Below are 16,860 nucleotides of genomic sequence, written 5' to 3'. Positions count from 1 at the left end.
GTGGAAAGCCGGGCGGTGGCGGCATGAACCGGAATGTCCTGTTGGCGCTGCTGGTGCTGGCCAACGTGGCCAGTGCGCTGCTGATCGTGCGTGATCGCCATGAGCATCGGCAGGCCTTCGTCGCCCTGACCCGGCTGGAGAAGGCGCGCGATGCGCTCAACGTCGAGTTCGGCCGCCTGCAGCTGGAGCAGGCCACCTGGGCGGAAAGCAACCGCATCGACCAGGTGGCGCGGCAGCAATTGGGCATGGCGTTCCCGCGTACCGAAGACGTGGTGGTGCTGCGGCGATGAAGCATTTCGGCATGCGCCATCGCTGGTTTGGCGGCAAGGAGCGGCGCGAGCGCGTGGCCGCGCCGGAGCGCGGGCAGCGCGGCTTCGACCTGCGCCGGCGCCTGCTGCTGGTGTGCGGCGGCTTCGCGCTGGGCTCGGTGGGGCTGCTGGCGCGGGCACTGGACCTGCAAGTGGTCGATCATGCCTTCTACCAGCGGCAGGGCGATGCCCGCACCCTGCGCGAACTGCCGATCGCCACCTCGCGCGGGATGATCACCGACCGCAACGGCGAGCCGCTGGCGATTTCCTCGCCGGTGGAATCCATCTGGGCCAATCCGAAGGAATTGCTGGGGACGCCCGAGCGCCTGCCGCAGCTGGCCGCCGCGCTGGGCATGCCGCAGGATGAGCTGGCCAGCCGCCTGAGCGCCCGCGCCGACAAGGAGTTCGTCTACCTCAAGCGGCGCATCAATCCGGACGAGGCGGCGCGCATCCTGGCGCTGGAGATTCCCGGCGTGGCCAGCCAGCGCGAATACCGCCGCTTCTACCCGCAGGGCGAGGCGCTGGCGCACGTGCTGGGCTTCACCAACATCGACGACCACGGCCAGGAAGGGCTGGAGCTGGCGTTCGACGACTGGCTCAGTGGCGTCCCCGGTGCCAAGCGCGTGATCCGCGACAACAAGGGCCGCATCGTCGAGAACGTGGACCTGGTGCGCGCCGCGCAGCCGGGCCACGACCTGGCGCTGAGCATCGATCGCCGCATCCAGTACCTGACCCATCGCGAGCTGCGCAACGCGATCACCGAAACCGGCGCCAGCAGCGGCTCGGCGGTGGTGCTGGACGTCGCCACCGGCGAAGTGCTGGCGATGGCCAATTTGCCCACCTTCAACCCCAACGCGGTCAGTGGCAGCCAGCGCGATGCGCACCGCAACCGCGCGGTGACCGACCTGATGGAGCCGGGGTCGACGATGAAGCCGCTGACGGTGGCGGCGGCGCTGGAGGCGGGGGTGATCACGCCGGTGACCCTGTTCGACACCAATCCCGGCTGGATCCCCAACGGCAAATACCGCACCACCGACACCCACAACTACGGCGTGCTGGACACCACCGGCATCATCCGCAAGAGCTCCAACGTGGGGGCGTCGCTGGTGGCGCGCCGCCTGAGCGATCGGCAGTTCAACGATTTCATGCGTCGCTTCGGATACGGCAGCTCCACCCACAGTGGCTTCCCCGGCGAGGCGGCCGGCCTGTTCCCCACGCCGGATCGCTGGAGCGGCACCACCAAGCAGACCATGAGCTACGGCTATGGCCTCAGCGTGACCCCGTTGCAGATCGCCACCGCCTACGCCGCGCTGGGCAACGGCGGCTTGCTGCACCAGCCCAGTTTCGTGAAGGGCCAGCACAACCCGCCGCGGCGGGTGCTGGATGCGCAGATCGCGGCGACCGTGCTGCGCATGATGCAGACCGTCACCGAGCCGGGTGGTACCGCCACCCAGGCCGCGATCCTGGGCTACCACGTGGCCGGCAAGACCGGCACCTCGCGCAAGGCCAGCGCCGGCGGCTACTCGCGCCGCTACATCGGCTATTTCGCCGGGCTGGTGCCGGTGGATCACCCGCGCTTCGCGATGGTGGTGGCGGTCAACGACCCCGATCCCGCGCGCAAGGGCTACTACGGCGGCGTGGTGGCGGGGCCGGTGTTCCGCAACGTGATGGAAGGTTCGCTGCGGCTGATGGATGTCTCGCCGGACGACCTGCCGGCGTGGCTGGCCGCGCAGCAGGCCGCCGACGCCAAGCGCATGAAGGCCGAGGGCCGCGCGTTGCCGCTGCCGGTGGCCACGATGGCGACCCCCGCCAGGAGCGTGCAATGAGCAGGACCATGACCCTGGGCGAGCTGCTGCCGGAGCTGGAAGGCCTGTCCGCCGACCTCGCCATCACCGGCTTGGTGCAGGACAGTCGCGAGGTCACGCCGGGCAATGCGTTCGTCGCGATCGGCGGGTTCGGCGCGCACGGCCTGCATTTCGTCGATGCGGCACGCGAGGCCGGTGCCGCCGCGATCCTGTACGAGCCGCCGGCTCCGGCCGAGCTGCCGGCGCCTGCCGATGCGATCCCGGTCGCGGATTTGCGCACGCGCATGGGCGCGATGGCGGACCTGTTCCATGGCCATCCCAGTGCCGCGATGACCACGGTGGGGGTCACCGGCACCAACGGCAAGACCTCCACCGTGCAGTTGCTGGCGCAGGCATGGACGCTGCGTGGGCAGAAGGCCGGCACGCTGGGGACGCTGGGCAGCGGCATCTGGCCGCAGGCGGTGCCCACCGGCTTCACCACGCCGCTGGTGTTGCGCCTGCATGCGTTGCTGGCGGAGTTGCGCGACGAGGGTGCATCGGCGGTGGCGATGGAGGTGTCGTCGCACGCGCTCGACCAGGGCCGCGTGGACGGCGTGCAGTTCGACGTCGCGGTGTTCACCAACCTCACCCGCGACCATCTGGATTACCACGGCGACATGGCCCGTTACGGCGCGGCCAAGGCGCGGCTGTTCGACTGGCCGGGCCTGCGTGCGGCAGCGGTCAACCTTGACGATGCCTTCGGTCGCGAGCTGTACGCCTCGGTCAACGGCAAGGTGCGCGCGCTGGGCTTTTCCTCGCGTGGTGCCGCCGGAGCCAGCGTGCGCGCGGAGGACCTGGTGCTGGATGGCAGCGGCATCCGCTTCATGCTGCATGCCGGCCAGCAGGCGCATCCGGTGCGCAGCCCGCTGCTGGGGCGGTTCAACGTCGACAACCTGCTGGGCGTGGCGACCACGCTGTATGCGCTGGACATGACACCGGCGCTGATCGCCGAAACGCTGTCGCGGTTGTCGCCGGTGGATGGGCGGATGAACCGCATCGAAGGCGACGGCAAGGCGCCGCTGGTGGTGGTGGATTACGCGCACACGCCGGACGCGCTGGAACAGGCATTGGCTTCGCTGCGCGCACATACCCGGGGCCGGCTGTTCTGCGTGTTCGGCTGCGGTGGCGAACGCGATGCCGGCAAGCGCCCGCAAATGGGGGCGATCGCCGAGCGGCTGGCCGACGTGGTCATCGTCACCGACGACAATCCGCGCCGCGAAGAGGGCGATGCCATCGTCGCCGACATCATGGCGGGGTTCGCGGAGCCGGCGCGGGTGATGGTGCAGCGCGACCGCGCCGCCGCGATCGCGCAGGCGATCACGCAGGCCGGCAGCGACGACGTGGTGCTGATCGCCGGCAAGGGCCACGAGCCCTATCAGGAAATCAACGGCGTCCGCCAGCCGTTCGACGATGCCGACACCGCGCGTGTCCTGCTGACCGGGAAATACGCATGACCCCGCGCACGCTCTCGTGGATCGCACAGGCCACCGGTGGCCGGCTGCTGGGCGAGGATCGCCAGGTCGATGCGGTGGCCACCGACACCCGCGCGCTGCCCGGTGGCGCGGCCCTGTTCGTGGCCCTCAAGGGCGGCAATTTCGATGGTCACGCGCATGTGCCGGCCGCGGCTGCCGGCGGCTGCGTGGCGGCGCTGGTGGCGCATGCGGTGGATGCGTCGCTGCCGCAGGTGGTGGTGGACGATACCGAGCGCGCACTGGGCAGCCTGGCCGCCGCCGTGCAGCGCGAACGCGCCACCACCGTGCTGGCGGTCACCGGCAGCAATGGCAAGACCTCGGTCAAGACCCTGTTGTTGTCGATCCTGCGCCAGCTGGGCAGTGCCTACGCGAATCCCGGCAACCGCAACAACGAGATCGGGTTGCCGCTGGCAGTGCTGGACGCGCCCGACGACGCCCGTTTCGCGGTGTACGAAATGGGGGCCGGCAAGCCCGGCGACATCGCCTACCTCACCGCGATCGCGCGGCCGGACGTGGCGCTGGTGAACAACATCGCGCCGGCGCATCTGGAGCGCATGGGCAACCTGCTGGGGGTGGCGCAGACCAAGGGTGCGATTTACCAGGCGCTGCCCGATGAGGGCGTGGCGGTCATCAATGCCGACGATGCCTTCGCGCATTACTTCGGCGAACGCCTGCGTGGCCGCAGGGCGATCCGGTTCGGCATCGAAAGTGCTGCCGACGTGCGCGCCCGCGACATCCAGGCCGGCATCGAGGGCGCACGCTTCGTGCTGGTGACGCCTGCCGGCGAGGTCGAAGTGGCGCTGCCGTTGCCCGGGCGGCACAACGTGCGCAACGCGCTGGCCGCCGCCGCGATGGCGCTGGCGGTCGGGGCGTCGCCGGCGCAGATCCGCGCCGGGCTGGAAGGCAGCGAGCGCGTGGCCGGCCGGCTGCTGGTACAGCGCCTGCGCAACGGCGTCACCGTGATCGACGACAGCTACAACGCCAATCCCGGTTCGCTGGCCGCGGCCATCGACACCCTTGCCGGCAGCACCGGCGAGGCGTGGCTGGTGCTGGGCGACATGCGCGAACTGGGCGACGACGAGGCCGCGCTGCATGCGCAGGCCGGTTCGCAGGCGCTGCGTGCCGGCATTGCCCGGCTGTTCGCGCTGGGCCCGCTGAGCGCGCACGCGGTGGCTGCGTTCGGTGAAGGCGGCCGCCATTTCGACAGCCACGCGGCCCTGCTGGAGGCCCTGCAGGACGCATTGCGGCCCGGCGTGACCGTGCTGGTGAAGGGGTCGCGCGGCAGCGCGATGGACACGATCGTGAAGGCGCTGTTGCAGCGCGATGCCGCCGCCGGCGAGGAGAACAACGGTGCTGCTTGAACTCACGCGCTGGCTGGGGCAGTTGCACGGCCATTTCAACCTGTTCAACTACCTCACCTTCCGCGCCATCCTCGGCGCGCTGACGGCGCTGGCGCTGTCGTTGTGGTGGGGGCCGGCGATGATCCGTTACCTCGCCACCCTCAAGGGCGGCCAGCCGATCCGCAAGGACGGCCCGCAGTCGCACTTCTCCAAGGCCGGCACCCCCACCATGGGCGGCGCATTGATCCTGTCGTCGATCACCGCCACCGTGCTGTTGTGGGGCGATTTGCGCAACAAGTACGTGTGGGTGGTGCTGGTGGTGATGCTGGGCTTCGGCGCCATCGGCTGGGCCGACGACTGGATCAAGATCGTCAAGCGCGATCCCAACGGCATGCGCTCGCGCACCAAGTACGCGCTGCAGTCGCTGCTGGGGCTGGCGGTGGGTGTGTACCTGTTCGCGTTCGCCGACGTGCCGGCGGCCACCACCTTCTACGTGCCGCTGTTCAAGTCGGTGGCGCTGCCGCTGGCCGGCGTCGGCTTCGTCGGCATCGCCTACTTCTGGGTCGTCGGTTTCTCCAACGCAGTCAACCTGACCGACGGCCTCGATGGCCTGGCCATCATGCCCACCGTGCTGGTGGCCTGCGCGCTGGGCGTGTTCGCCTATGCCTCGGGCAACGCCACCTTCGCCCAGTACCTGCAGATCCCGCGGGTGCCGGGCGCGGGCGAGCTGATCATCATCTGCACCGCGATCGCCGGTGCGGGCCTCGGCTTCCTGTGGTTCAACACCTACCCGGCGATGGTGTTCATGGGCGACATCGGCGCGCTGGCGCTGGGCGCGGTGCTGGGCACCATCGCCGTCATCGTGCGCCAGGAACTGGTGCTGGTGCTGATGGGCGGCATCTTCGTCATCGAGACGCTGTCGGTGATGATCCAGGTCGCCAGCTTCAAGCTCACCGGCAAGCGCGTGTTCCGGATGGCGCCGATCCACCACCACTTCGAACTGAAGGGCTGGCCGGAGCCGCGGGTGATCGTGCGCTTCTGGATCATCAGCGTGGTGCTGGTGCTGGTCGGGCTTGCCACCTTGAAGGTGCGCTGATGAGCGCGACCGGCATCGACAGCCTGCGCCAGGCCACCCGCCGCGACGAGCTGGATGGCCGCTACGACCCGTGGTTGCTGGGCGTGACCATCGCCCTGGCCTGCCTCGGCGTGGTGATGGTGGGCTCGGCGGCGATCGCCGGCGGTGGCCAGAATGCCGGGCCGTGGCACTTCCTTGGCCGCCACGCCATCTTCCTGGGGGGCGGGCTGGTGCTGGCGGCGCTGGTGATGCGACTGGAATTGAAGTTGGTGGAAAAGTACAGCCACTACCTGCTGCTGGCCTGCTTCGTGTTGCTGGCGCTGGTGTGGCTGCCGATGGTGGGCAAGAGCGTCAACGGCGCGCGGCGCTGGATCAACCTCGGGCCGGCCAGTTTCCAGGCGGTGGAGCTGGTGAAGGTGTTCTACATCGTGTGGCTGGCCAGCTACCTGAAACGCTTCAACGAAGACGTGGCCGCCACCTGGGTGGCCATGCTCAAGCCGGCCGGGGTCGTGGTGCTGCTGGTGGTCATGTTGCTGACGCAGCCGGACTTCGGTTCGTCGGTGCTGCTGCTGGGCATCACCGCGTGCATGCTGCTGCTGGGGGGCGCGCCGTTCAAGCGGTTGATCCTGCCGGTGCTGGTGCTGGTGCCGGGGCTGGTGGCGCTGGTGATCATCGAGCCGTACCGCATGCGCCGCGTCACCTCGTTCATGGATCCGTGGCAGGACCAGCTGGGTGCCGGTTACCAGCTCAGCAACGCGCTGATGGCGATCGGTCGCGGCGAGTGGTTCGGGGTGGGCCTGGGCGGCTCGGTGCAGAAGCTCTCCTATCTGCCGGAGGCGCATACCGACTTCATCTTCTCGGTGATCGCCGAAGAGCTGGGGCTGGTTGGGGTGTGCCTGGTGGTGGGCCTGTACGCGTTGCTGGCCGGACGTGCGTTCTGGCTGGGCCTGCGCTGCGTGGAGATGAAGCGGCATTTCTCCGGCTACATCGCCTTCGGCATCGCGCTGTGGATGGCGCTGCAAAGTTTCGTGTCGGTGGGTGTGAATCTCGGCGTGCTGCCCACCAAGGGCCTGACGCTGCCGCTGGTGTCCTACGGCGGGTCGAGCGTATTGATGACCTGTGCCGCGCTGGGCCTGTTGCTGCGGGTGTCGTGGGAGTACGAGCGCGCCGCGCGCCAGGTGGCCCGGCGTCGCACGCAGGGCGTGGTGGCGGCGGGGCCGGTGGCGGCCTCGCCGATGGACGTCGGCAGTGTGGCCAGCCGGCTGCGCGCACGCATCGAACCGGTGGCGGCCACCAAGCCGCGCCATGAATCGGCGGCGCTGGGCGCCCTGCGGAGGGCCCGTTGAACGCGCGGTTGCCCAAGCGGGTCATGGTGATGGCCGGTGGCACCGGCGGCCACATTTTCCCCGGCCTTGCAGTGGCGCAGGCGCTGCGCGAGCGCGGCGTCGAGGTGCGCTGGCTGGGTGCGGACGGCGGCATGGAAACCCGGCTGGTACCGCCGCAGGGCATCGCCATCGACACCCTCGCGGTGCAGGGCGTGCGCGGCAAGGGCATCAAAACCTTGCTGGGTGCCCCGCTGCGGGTGTGGGCGGCGGTGCGCGCCGCCGCGCGGGTGTTGCGTGCGCAGCGGCCGGATGCGGTGGTCAGCTTCGGTGGTTACGCGGCCGGCCCGGGCGGGATCGCGGCACGGCTGGCCCGCATCCCGCTGCTGGTGCACGAGCAGAACCGTGCCGCCGGCATGACCAACAAGGTGCTGGCGAAGGTGGCGCGGCAGGTGCTGGTGGGCTTCCCGCAGACCTTCGCGAACGAAGTCCACGTCGGCAACCCGGTGCGGGCGCAGATCGCGCAGGTGCCGCCGCCGGAACAACGCGATTTTCACCACGCCGGCCCGTTGCGCCTGTTGGTGCTGGGCGGCAGCCAGGGCGCGCGTGCGCTGAACCAGGCGGTGCCGCAGGCGGTGGCCGCGCTGGGCCAGCCGGTGGAGATCGTCCACCAGGCTGGCGAGAAGATGCTGAACGCCGCCCGCCAGGCCTATGCCGATGCCGGCGTCGAAGCGCGGGTCGAACCCTTCATTGCCGACATGGCGGCCGCGTATGCCTGGGCCGATGTGGTGGTGTGCCGGGCCGGCGCGCTGACCCTGGCCGAGCTGTGTGCGGTTGGCGTGGGCAGCGTGCTGGTGCCGTTCCCGCAGGCGGTGGACGACCACCAGACCCGCAATGCCGAATACCTGGTGGAGCGCGGCGCCGCCGTGCTGCTGCCGCAATCCGAACAGCTGGCCGTGCGCTTGCAGCAGGCGCTGGCCGATCTTTCCGCCGATCCCGGCAAGCGCCTGGCGATGGCGCAGGCCGCGCGCGGCCTGGCCCGCCCCGACGCCGCGCAGCGCGTGGCCGAGGCGGTGTTGGCCGCGATTTCCAACGAGGTTTCCCGATGAGCGCGCACAGCCTGCACCTGCGGAACATCAACGACCCGGCCAAGGCGCTGCCGCGCGTGCATTTCGTCGGCATCGGCGGTGCCGGCATGAGCGGCATCGCCGAAGTGATGTGCACGCTGGGCTACCAGGTCAGCGGTTCGGACAATGCCGACAATGCCGTCACCCGGCGGCTGGCCTCGCTGGGCATCGTGATCCAGAAGGGCCATGCGTCCGCCAACGTGCTGGATGCCGACTGCGTGGTGGTGTCCAGCGCGATCCGCGAGGACAACCCGGAACTGCTGGAAGCCCGCGCGCAGCGCATCCCGGTGGTGCCGCGCGCGGAGATGCTGGCCGAGCTGATGCGCTTCAAGCGCGGCGTGGCGGTGGCCGGCACCCACGGCAAGACCACCACCACCTCGCTGACCGCCAGCGTGCTGGCCGAAGGCGGGTTGGACCCGACCTTCGTGATCGGCGGCAAGCTGCTGGCCGCGGGTGCCAATGCCGGCCTCGGTGGCGGTGACTGGCTGGTGGCCGAGGCCGACGAGAGCGATGGCAGCTTCCTGCGCCTGAACCCGGTGGTGGCGGTCATCACCAACATCGATGCCGACCATCTGGAGAACTACGGCGGCGATTTCGAACGGGTCAAGCAGGCGTTTTCCGAATTCCTGCACCGGCTGCCGTTCTACGGCCTGGCGGTGCTGTGCATCGACGACGAGGAAGTGGCGCAACTGGCGCGCAGGACGCCGCGCCACGTGGTCACCTACGGCTTCGCGCCGGAGGCCGACGTGCGCGCCGCCGACGTGCGCCAGCAGGGTGCGCAGATGCATTTCACCCTGTGCCTGCCGGACGGCAGCCGCACCGCCTGCACGCTGGCTCTGCCGGGCCGCCACAACGTGCAGAACGCGCTGGCCGCCGCCGCCATCGGCTGGCAGCTGGGCGTGCCGAACGCGGCGATCGCCGGTGCGCTGGAGAAGTTCCAGGGCATCGGCCGGCGCTTCAACCAGCTGGCCACGCTGAAGCTGAAAAGCGGTGGCGAAGTGGCGCTGGTGGACGACTACGGCCACCACCCGAAGGAACTGGCGGCGGTGTTCGCGGCGGCGCGCGGCGGTTGGCCGGACAAGCGGTTGGTGGTGGCGTTCCAGCCGCATCGCTACTCGCGCACCCGCGACCTGTTCGACGAATTCGCGGCGGTGCTGTCCGGTGTCGATGCGTTGCTGCTGACCGAGGTCTATCCGGCCGGCGAAGCGCCGATCGCCGGTGCCGATGCCAAATCCCTGGCGCGCAGCATCCGCACCCGTGGCCGGGTCGACCCGGTGGTGGTGGGCAGTGCCGCCGAGCTGGCCACGGTGCTGCCGGGGTTGTTGCAGGACGGTGACCTGTTGTTGCTGATGGGCGCGGGCGACATCGGTGCCGCCGCGCAGCAGATCGCCCGCGATGGCTTGGGGGACGCGGCATGAACACCACCGCCTTCGCCCCGCTGCGCTGCACCGACCCGGCCGCGTTCGGTCGCGTTGCCGTGTTGCTGGGTGGCAGCAGCAGCGAGCGCGAGGTGTCGCTGGAATCGGGCCGCAACGTGCTGGAAGCCCTGCGCGCGCGCGGCGTGGACGCGCATCCGGTGGACGGCATCCCGGCATTGGTGGATGCGTTGGTGCACGGCCGGTTCGATCGCGTGTTCAACATCCTGCACGGCAACAAGGGCGGTGGCGAGGATGGCGTGCTGCAGGGCCTGCTGCGGGCGTTCGAGATTCCGTGCACCGGCTCCGACGTGCTGGGCAGCGCGCTGACCATGGACAAGATCCGCACCAAGCAGGTGTGGATGAGCGCCGGCCTGCCGACGCCGAAGTTCGTCCGCCTGCCGCCCGGTGCCGACCTGCGCGCCGCCGCGCTGGCGCTGGGCCTGCCGGTGTTCGTCAAGCCCTCGTGCGAGGGCTCCAGCGTGGGCGTGGCGCGGGTGCTGGCCGAGGCCGACATCGACGCGGCCATCGAAGTTGCGCGCGGTTACGGTGGCGAGATGCTGATGGAGCAGATGGTGGTCGGCGACGAGCTGACCGTCGGCATCCTGGGCGAGGTCGCGCTGCCGTCGATCCGGATCGTGCCGAAGGGCACGTGGTACGACTACAACGCCAAGTATGTTGCCGAGGACACCCAATACCTGTGCCCGGGGCTGGAGGACGAGGCGGAAGCGGCGATCCGCGCATTGGCGCTGGCGGCGTTCCGCGCCTCCGGTGCCGGTGGCTGGGGGCGGGTGGACGTGATGCGCGACCGCGCCAGCGGGCAGTTGCTGCTGCTGGAGGTCAACACCGCGCCGGGCATGACCAGCCACTCGCTGGTGCCGAAGGCCGCGCGCCAGCTGGGCGTGGGGTTCGAAGAGCTGTGCTGGCGCATCCTGGAGCAGACGCTTTGAGGCCGCTGACGCGACTGCTGCTGTGGCTGCTGGCGCTGGCGCTGGTGGTGGCACTGCCGGTGGCGGCGGTAGCCGAAGGCTGGGTGGGTGGTGCGCGCTGGCCGCTGCGCACCCTGCGCGTGCAGGGTGCGTTGCAGCGGGTGGATCGCGTGCAACTGCAGGGGGCGGTGCTGCCCTATGCGCAGCGTGGTTTCTTCGCGGTGGACCTGGCCGGCGTGCAGCGCGCGGTGGGTGCGTTGCCATGGGTCGAGCGCGCCGAAGTGCGCAAGCAATGGCCGGACGTGCTGGAAGTGCGGATTCGCGAATATCGCCCGTTCGCACGCTGGGGCGGGGATCGCCTGCTGTCCGAGCGCGGCCACCTGTTCCCGGCCGGCAAGGTGCGGATACCGGCCGGGCTGCCGCAACTGGACGGCCCCGAGGGCCGCGTGCCGGAGGTAGTGGCGCTGTACAACCAGGCGCGCGAGCAACTGGCCAATGCCGGCGGCGTGCTGGGCGTGGCGCTGGACCGCCGTGGCAGTTGGTCGATCACCCTGCATGACGGCACCCGCGTGGTGCTGGGCCGTGACGACCCCGGCGCACGGCTGGCGCGCTTCGCGCCGCTGCTGCCGCAGTTGCAGGCGCAGGACGCGCAGCGCCGCCTGTTGCGCGCCGACCTGCGCTACACCAACGGCTTCGCCCTGACCTGGGGCAAGGCCACCGACTCCTCATCGAACAACGGCTCCAATACATGAACCGCAAAGGCGACAAGTCCCTCATCGTCGGGCTCGACATCGGGACCTCCAAGGTCACCGCGCTGGTCGGGGAATACACCCCCGGCGAGCCCATCGAGGTGATCGGCATCGGTTCCCACGAATCGCGCGGGCTGCGGCGCGGCGTGGTGGTGGACATCGACTCCACCGTGCAGTCGATCCAGCGCGCGGTGGAGGAAGCCGAGCTGATGGCCGGTTGCGAAGTCAGCAGCGTGTATGCCTCGATCTCCGGCAACCACGTGCAGTGCAAGAATTCGCTGGGGGTGGTGCCGATCCGCGAGGGCGAAGTCACCCACGCCGACCTCGACCGCGTGCTGGATGCGGCCCGCGCGGTGGCGATCCCGGCCGACCAGCGCATCCTCCACGCGATCCCGCGCGAATACGTGCTGGACGATTCGCAGGAAGGCATCCGCAACCCGGTCGGCATGACCGGCGTGCGCCTGGAGGTGCATGCGCACCTGGTCACCTGCGCCAGCTCGGCGGCGCAGAACATCAGCAAGTGCGTGCAGCGCTGCGGCTTGCAGGTGGACAACCTGGTGCTGTCCTCGCTGGCGTCCAGCACTGCCGTCCTGACCAGCGACGAAAAGGAACTGGGCGTGGTGCTGGTGGACATGGGGGCCGGCACCACCGACATCGCGGTGTTCATGCAGGGCGCGATCTGCCACACGGCCAACCTGCCGGTGGCCGGCGACAAGGTGACCGAGGACATCGCGCACATGCTGCGCACGCCGACGCCGCACGCCGAGGACATCAAGGTGAAGTACGCCTGCGCGCTGGCGCAGCTGGCGCGTGCCGAGGAAAGCATCCAGGTGGAAAGCGTGGGCGACCGCCCGCCGCGGCGGTTGCCGCGGCATGCATTGGCGCAGGCAGTGCAGGCACGCTACGAGGAAATCTTCGAGATGGTGCAGGCGGAACTGCGCCGCTCCGGCTTCGAACAGCGGGTACGCGCCGGGCTGGTGCTCACCGGCGGCGCGGCGAAGATGGAAGGCGTGGTCGAGCTGGCCGAGGAGATGCTGCAGATGCCGGTGCGGATCGGCATCCCGCAGCACGTTGGCGGGCTGGGTGAAGTGGTGGGCAATCCGGTGCATGCCACCGGCGTGGGCCTGCTGCTGATGGGTGCGCAGATAGAAAGCCCGAAGCGCCCGAGCCTGCCGGTAGGCAAGGTGGGTGGCGTGGTGGACAGGTTCTTCAAATGGTTTCGCGGCGAGTTCTGAGCGGCGGCAGGCGGCAGGGCGGGGCAACGGTATTTTTTCGATCGACAACGGCAACACACTCAAAACAACAAGGGACACGGACATGGCACATTTCGAACTGATCCAGCAGGTGGCACCCAATGCCGTCATCAAGGTCATCGGCGTCGGCGGCGGCGGTGGCAACGCGGTGGCGCACATGGTCAACAGCAGCGTGGAGGGCGTCGAGTTCATCACCGCCAACACCGACTCGCAGGCGATCAAGAACTGCGGTGCCAGCCAGTTGCTGACCCTCGGCGGCAACGTCACCAAGGGCCTGGGCGCCGGCGCCAACCCCGAGGTCGGCCGGCAGGCCGCGCTGGAAGATCGCGAGGCGATCATCGAGGCCCTGCAGGGCGCCGACATGGTGTTCATCACCGCCGGCATGGGCGGCGGCACCGGCACCGGCGCGGCGCCGGTGGTGGCGCAACTGGCCAAGGAAATGGGCATCCTCACCGTGGCGGTGGTCACCAAGCCGTTCCCGTTCGAAGGCCGCCGGCGCATGCAGGTGGCGCAGAAGGGCATCGAGGAGCTGAGCCAGCACTGCGACTCGCTGATCACCATTCCCAACGAGAAGCTGATCACCGTGCTGGGCCGCAACGCCACCATGATCCAGGCGTTCCGCGCCGCCAACGACGTGCTGTTGGGGGCCGTGCAGGGCATCGCCGACCTGATCGTGCGTCCCGGCACGATCAACGTGGACTTCGCCGACGTGCGCACGGTCATGTCCGAAATGGGGCTGGCGATGATGGGCACGGGTTGCGCCCGCGGCGATGACCGCGCGCAGGCGGCGGCGGAAGCGGCGATCCGCAACCCGCTGCTGGACGATGTGAACCTGGCCGGCGCCAACGGCGTGCTGGTGAACATCACCTCCGGCTCCGACCTGACCATGGCCGAGTTCGACGAAATCGGCCGCGTGGTCAGCGACTTCGCCTCCGAGGACGCCACCGTGGTGATCGGTTGCGCGCTGGACCCGACGATGCAGGACGAAGTGAAGGTGACGGTGGTGGCCACCGGCCTGAGCCCGGCGACGGTGGGCCTGCGCCAGCCGGTCAACGACGTGCGCAACAACCGCTTCGAAATGCCGACCGAGGCACCGCGGCGTCCGCAGGTGCAGCTGATCAACACCCAGGTCAAGCGCGACGGCACCACCGGGCTGCCGATCGACACGATCACCGATGGCTTCGTGTCCACGCCTTCGTCCAGCTTCGCCGGCACGCTGCGGCGCAATGTCGAAGTGGCACCCGTGGCGGCGGAGCTGCCGAAGGACGACTACCTGGACATCCCCGCGTTCCTGCGCCGGCAGGCGGACTGACGCCGCAAGTGCCGTCCTTTCGCCCCGGGCGCAAGGACGGGCGTGGTGCCCGTGTCGATTTGCGCGCCGGCGTGTCCCGCCGGCGTGCCTTGTGGCCGGCCGGCATGGCGGGTGTGCGGCCTTGCCGAGGGTGTCGCCAGCCTCCGTCCAAGCGCGGTTCAGCGTGCTGCGTGCTAACTTAGAACCATGTTGCGCCAACGCACCCTCAAGAACGTGATCCGCGCCACCGGCGTGGGTTTGCATGGCGGCGTGAAGGTGTTTCTCACCCTGCGCCCGGCGCCGGTGGACACCGGCATCGTGTTTCGCCGCACCGACCTCGATCCGGTCGTCGAACTGCCGGCCCGTGCCGCGCTGGTGGCCGAAACCACGCTGTGCACCGGTCTGGCGCAGGCGGGGGCCAAGGTGCAAACCGTCGAACACCTGATGTCGGCGCTGGCCGGGCTGGGCATCGACAACTGCTACATCGAGCTCAGCGCGCCGGAAGTGCCGATCATGGACGGCTCCGCCGGGCCGTTCGTGTTCCTGCTGGAATCGGCCGGCATCGTCGAACAGGCGGCGGCCAAGCGCTTCATCCGCATCAAGAAGGCGGTGGAGGTGCGCGATGGCGACAAGCTCGCCCGCTTCACCCCGCACGACGGCTTCCGGCTGGATTTCACGGTGAAATTCAACCACCCGGCGATCCCGGAAACCCTCTCGCAGGTGGTGCTGGATTTTTCCACCGCCGCCTATGTCAAGGAAATCAGCCGCGCACGCACGTTCGGTTTCATGCAGGACCTGGAATACATGCGCGAGCGCAACCTCGGGCTGGGCGGTTCGATGGACAACGCCATCGTGCTGGACGAATTCCGGGTGTTGAACGAAGACGGTCTGCGCTATGCCGACGAGTTCGTCCGCCACAAGATCCTCGATGCCATCGGCGACCTGTACCTGGCCGGCCACGCCATCCTGGGGGCCTATACCGGGCACAAGTCCGGGCATGCGTTGAACAACACGCTGGTGCGCGCCCTGCTGGCCGATACCGAGGCCTGGGAAGAGGTGCGTTTCGAAGACCCGGCCACGGTGCCGGCGCTGGGTTACGGGGCGGCCTTGGCGGTCACCTGAGCAGGCGCCAGGCTTAAAAACGTGACGCCGCGCACATTTCCGTGTGGGCAATTTCCATTCGGTTAACACCCATGCCGGCGGCTGCCGCTAGGATGCGCCCTCGGTCGGTGTGACGGGAGGGGCTTGCCCACCCGCAGACGTCTACCGTCCGCGGTCTTCCCCGGTCTCATCCGGGGCCTCCGGCCGCAGCATGGCCAAGGCAGTGTCCAGTCCCTTGCGGGCGGCTGCCGACATCGGAGCAGGGCGCACGGCAGTCGCTGGAAGCGGTTGCAACGGTTGGGTGGTCAGTTTGATGCCCAGCGCGTCCACTTCGAGCCCGATGGAACGGGCGGCGTCGATCAGTACGGGCGTGGCCAGCCGCAGTTTGGCGTGCCATGCCGGTGCATCGACCACGAACACCAGCCTGTTGCCACGGACATTGGCCAGCCGCGCATGCGCGGCCACGCCGGGCGGCAGGTGGGGGCGCAACAACCGGTCCACCGCGTCGAGCCAGCGGGCACGGCGCAGGGCGTTACCGGCGTCGCCCGTCAGCAGCGCATCCAGCGCCGCGCGCGGGCCGGTTGGCGGCGAGCCGCCCTTGGCGGATGTGGAATTTGAACCTGACATGGCGATGACCGAAGCGAACCCTCCCTACGATACCCGGCAACGCGCACTGGCGCAGGCAAGGCGCTTGCGGCTGTTGGCGTTGCGCCGGCCGTTGGCGGCGCTGGCGCTGCTGCTGGGCGCGGGCATGTTGTGCGGTGCCGCCGTGCGCAGTGCCATCGGCATGGCCCAGGTGGAAGCCCTGCAAGCCAGCGATGCCGCCCGGCAGGCCAGTTTCGACCAGGTTCGGCGGGATGCCCGCCACGATGTCAACGCATTGGCGGCGCGGCTGGCCGAATTGCAGGCGCAGGCCAACCGCCTGAATGCATTGGGTGCGCGACTGGTGCAGGCGGGCCAGTTGCAGGATGGCGAATTCGATTTCGGCAAGCCGGTGGGGCAAGGCGGTGGCGGTGCATCCAGCGACATGCCCCCGGCGGAGTTGCGCGCGCGCCTGATGGCGCTGGAAGCCGACTACCAACATGCCGACACCCAGTTGTCGGTGCTGGAAACCCTGCTGTTCAACCGCCAGCTGGACCGCCGCACGGTGCCGGCGCGCGAGCCCATCGCCGGCAGCTACATCACCTCCGGTTTCGGGGGGCGCGCCGATCCGTTCGGCGGCGGCAGCCAGTTCCACAAGGGCATCGATTTCCAGGCCAACGTCGGCGATCCGGTGCTGGCGGTGGCCGATGGCGTGGTCAGCTTCGCCGGCGTGCGCAGCGGCTACGGCAATACGGTGGAAGTGGATCACGGCAATGGCTACGTCACCCGCTACGCCCACAATTCGCGGCTGGAGCGGCAAGTCGGCGACCTGGTGCGGGCCGGGCAGGAGCTGGCCAAGGCCGGTTCCAGCGGGCGTTCCACCGGTGCCCATGTGCATTTCGAAGTCTGGCAGAACGGCGCGGTGGTCAACCCGCGCAAGCTGCTGGGCCACAACGACGCGCTGGCGCGTCACGGGCCGGGCAACGGCTGACAACCGGCGGGGCTTGCAAACGCCGCGGGCCGCCACCAGCTAAACTAGTCGATTCCCGAGC

General features: G+C 69.5%; 13 protein-coding genes and 2 pseudogenes. 14 read left to right on the top strand and 1 reads right to left on the bottom strand.

The genetic code is table 11. The features are described 5' to 3' along the window. Window positions 1–23 precede the first annotated feature (23 nt). From ftsL to lpxC, 13 genes and pseudogenes are all read left to right on the top strand, one after another. Complete coding sequence (gene ftsL / locus ACE3OK_RS08560; protein ID WP_374249116.1) at window positions 24–290, top strand: cell division protein FtsL; 267 nt, start codon at window positions 24–26, stop codon at window positions 288–290. A gap of 11 nt (window positions 291–301) precedes the next feature. Next, on the top strand, window positions 302–2,134 hold the full coding sequence (locus ACE3OK_RS08555; protein ID WP_374249115.1) for a peptidoglycan D,D-transpeptidase FtsI family protein: 1,833 nt from the start codon (window positions 302–304) through the stop codon (window positions 2,132–2,134). Then, window positions 2,131–3,606 carry a UDP-N-acetylmuramoyl-L-alanyl-D-glutamate--2,6-diaminopimelate ligase gene (locus tag ACE3OK_RS08550; RefSeq protein ID WP_374249114.1) on the top strand — a complete coding sequence of 492 codons (1,476 nt, stop codon included), beginning with the start codon at window positions 2,131–2,133 and terminating at the stop codon, window positions 3,604–3,606. Before ACE3OK_RS08555 ends, ACE3OK_RS08550 begins: the two co-directional genes overlap by 4 nt. Next, window positions 3,597–4,985 (top strand): UDP-N-acetylmuramoyl-tripeptide--D-alanyl-D-alanine ligase, encoded by a 1,389-nt coding sequence (murF, locus tag ACE3OK_RS08545; protein WP_374249236.1) that lies wholly within the window; start codon window positions 3,597–3,599, stop codon window positions 4,983–4,985. The genes ACE3OK_RS08550 and murF overlap by 10 nt, the downstream gene beginning before the upstream one ends. Then, complete coding sequence (gene mraY / locus ACE3OK_RS08540) at window positions 4,975–6,060, top strand: phospho-N-acetylmuramoyl-pentapeptide-transferase (protein WP_374249113.1); 1,086 nt, start codon at window positions 4,975–4,977, stop codon at window positions 6,058–6,060. Before murF ends, mraY begins: the two co-directional genes overlap by 11 nt. Next, complete coding sequence (gene ftsW, locus ACE3OK_RS08535; RefSeq protein WP_374249112.1) at window positions 6,060–7,385, top strand: putative lipid II flippase FtsW; 1,326 nt, start codon at window positions 6,060–6,062, stop codon at window positions 7,383–7,385. Before mraY ends, ftsW begins: the two co-directional genes overlap by 1 nt. A gap of 23 nt (window positions 7,386–7,408) precedes the next feature. Next, window positions 7,409–8,440: pseudogene (murG, locus tag ACE3OK_RS08530) on the top strand (undecaprenyldiphospho-muramoylpentapeptide beta-N-acetylglucosaminyltransferase); the annotation flags it as partial. Between the two features lie 26 nt (window positions 8,441–8,466). After that, window positions 8,467–9,906: a UDP-N-acetylmuramate--L-alanine ligase gene (murC, locus tag ACE3OK_RS08525; RefSeq protein WP_374249111.1), complete on the top strand. Its 1,440-nt coding sequence runs from the start codon at window positions 8,467–8,469 to the stop codon at window positions 9,904–9,906. Next, complete coding sequence (locus tag ACE3OK_RS08520) at window positions 9,903–10,853, top strand: D-alanine--D-alanine ligase (protein WP_374249110.1); 951 nt, start codon at window positions 9,903–9,905, stop codon at window positions 10,851–10,853. Before murC ends, ACE3OK_RS08520 begins: the two co-directional genes overlap by 4 nt. Next, a complete protein-coding gene (locus tag ACE3OK_RS08515; protein WP_374249109.1) occupies window positions 10,850–11,584 on the top strand; it encodes a cell division protein FtsQ/DivIB in 735 nt (244 codons plus the stop codon). Before ACE3OK_RS08520 ends, ACE3OK_RS08515 begins: the two co-directional genes overlap by 4 nt. Further along, window positions 11,581–12,816 (top strand): cell division protein FtsA, encoded by a 1,236-nt coding sequence (ftsA, locus tag ACE3OK_RS08510; RefSeq protein ID WP_374249108.1) that lies wholly within the window; start codon window positions 11,581–11,583, stop codon window positions 12,814–12,816. Before ACE3OK_RS08515 ends, ftsA begins: the two co-directional genes overlap by 4 nt. Before the next feature lie 82 nt (window positions 12,817–12,898). Further along, window positions 12,899–13,904 (top strand): annotated as a pseudogene (ftsZ, locus tag ACE3OK_RS08505) (cell division protein FtsZ); the annotation flags it as partial. Window positions 13,905–14,332: 428 nt separating this feature from the next. Next, window positions 14,333–15,247 carry a UDP-3-O-acyl-N-acetylglucosamine deacetylase gene (gene lpxC / locus ACE3OK_RS08500; protein WP_374249107.1) on the top strand — a complete coding sequence of 305 codons (915 nt, stop codon included), beginning with the start codon at window positions 14,333–14,335 and terminating at the stop codon, window positions 15,245–15,247. Window positions 15,248–15,388: 141 nt separating this feature from the next. On the opposite strand, the gene ACE3OK_RS08495 is transcribed toward lpxC, so the two are convergent. Beyond that, window positions 15,389–15,853: a DciA family protein gene (locus ACE3OK_RS08495; protein ID WP_374249106.1), complete on the bottom strand. Its 465-nt coding sequence runs from the start codon at window positions 15,851–15,853 to the stop codon at window positions 15,389–15,391. Window positions 15,854–15,857: 4 nt separating this feature from the next. On the opposite strand from ACE3OK_RS08495, the gene ACE3OK_RS08490 reads away from it, so the two are divergent. Further along, window positions 15,858–16,799, top strand: coding sequence for a M23 family metallopeptidase (locus ACE3OK_RS08490; RefSeq protein ID WP_374249235.1), 942 nt, complete (start codon window positions 15,858–15,860; stop codon window positions 16,797–16,799). Window positions 16,800–16,860: the final 61 nt, after the last annotated feature.

This window comes from Thermomonas sp. (assembly GCF_041905325.1).
Classification (GTDB): domain Bacteria; phylum Pseudomonadota; class Gammaproteobacteria; order Xanthomonadales; family Xanthomonadaceae; genus Thermomonas.
The sequence above is the reverse complement of the archived record's forward strand: the minus strand, read 5'-3'. Positions and strand labels throughout refer to the sequence as shown.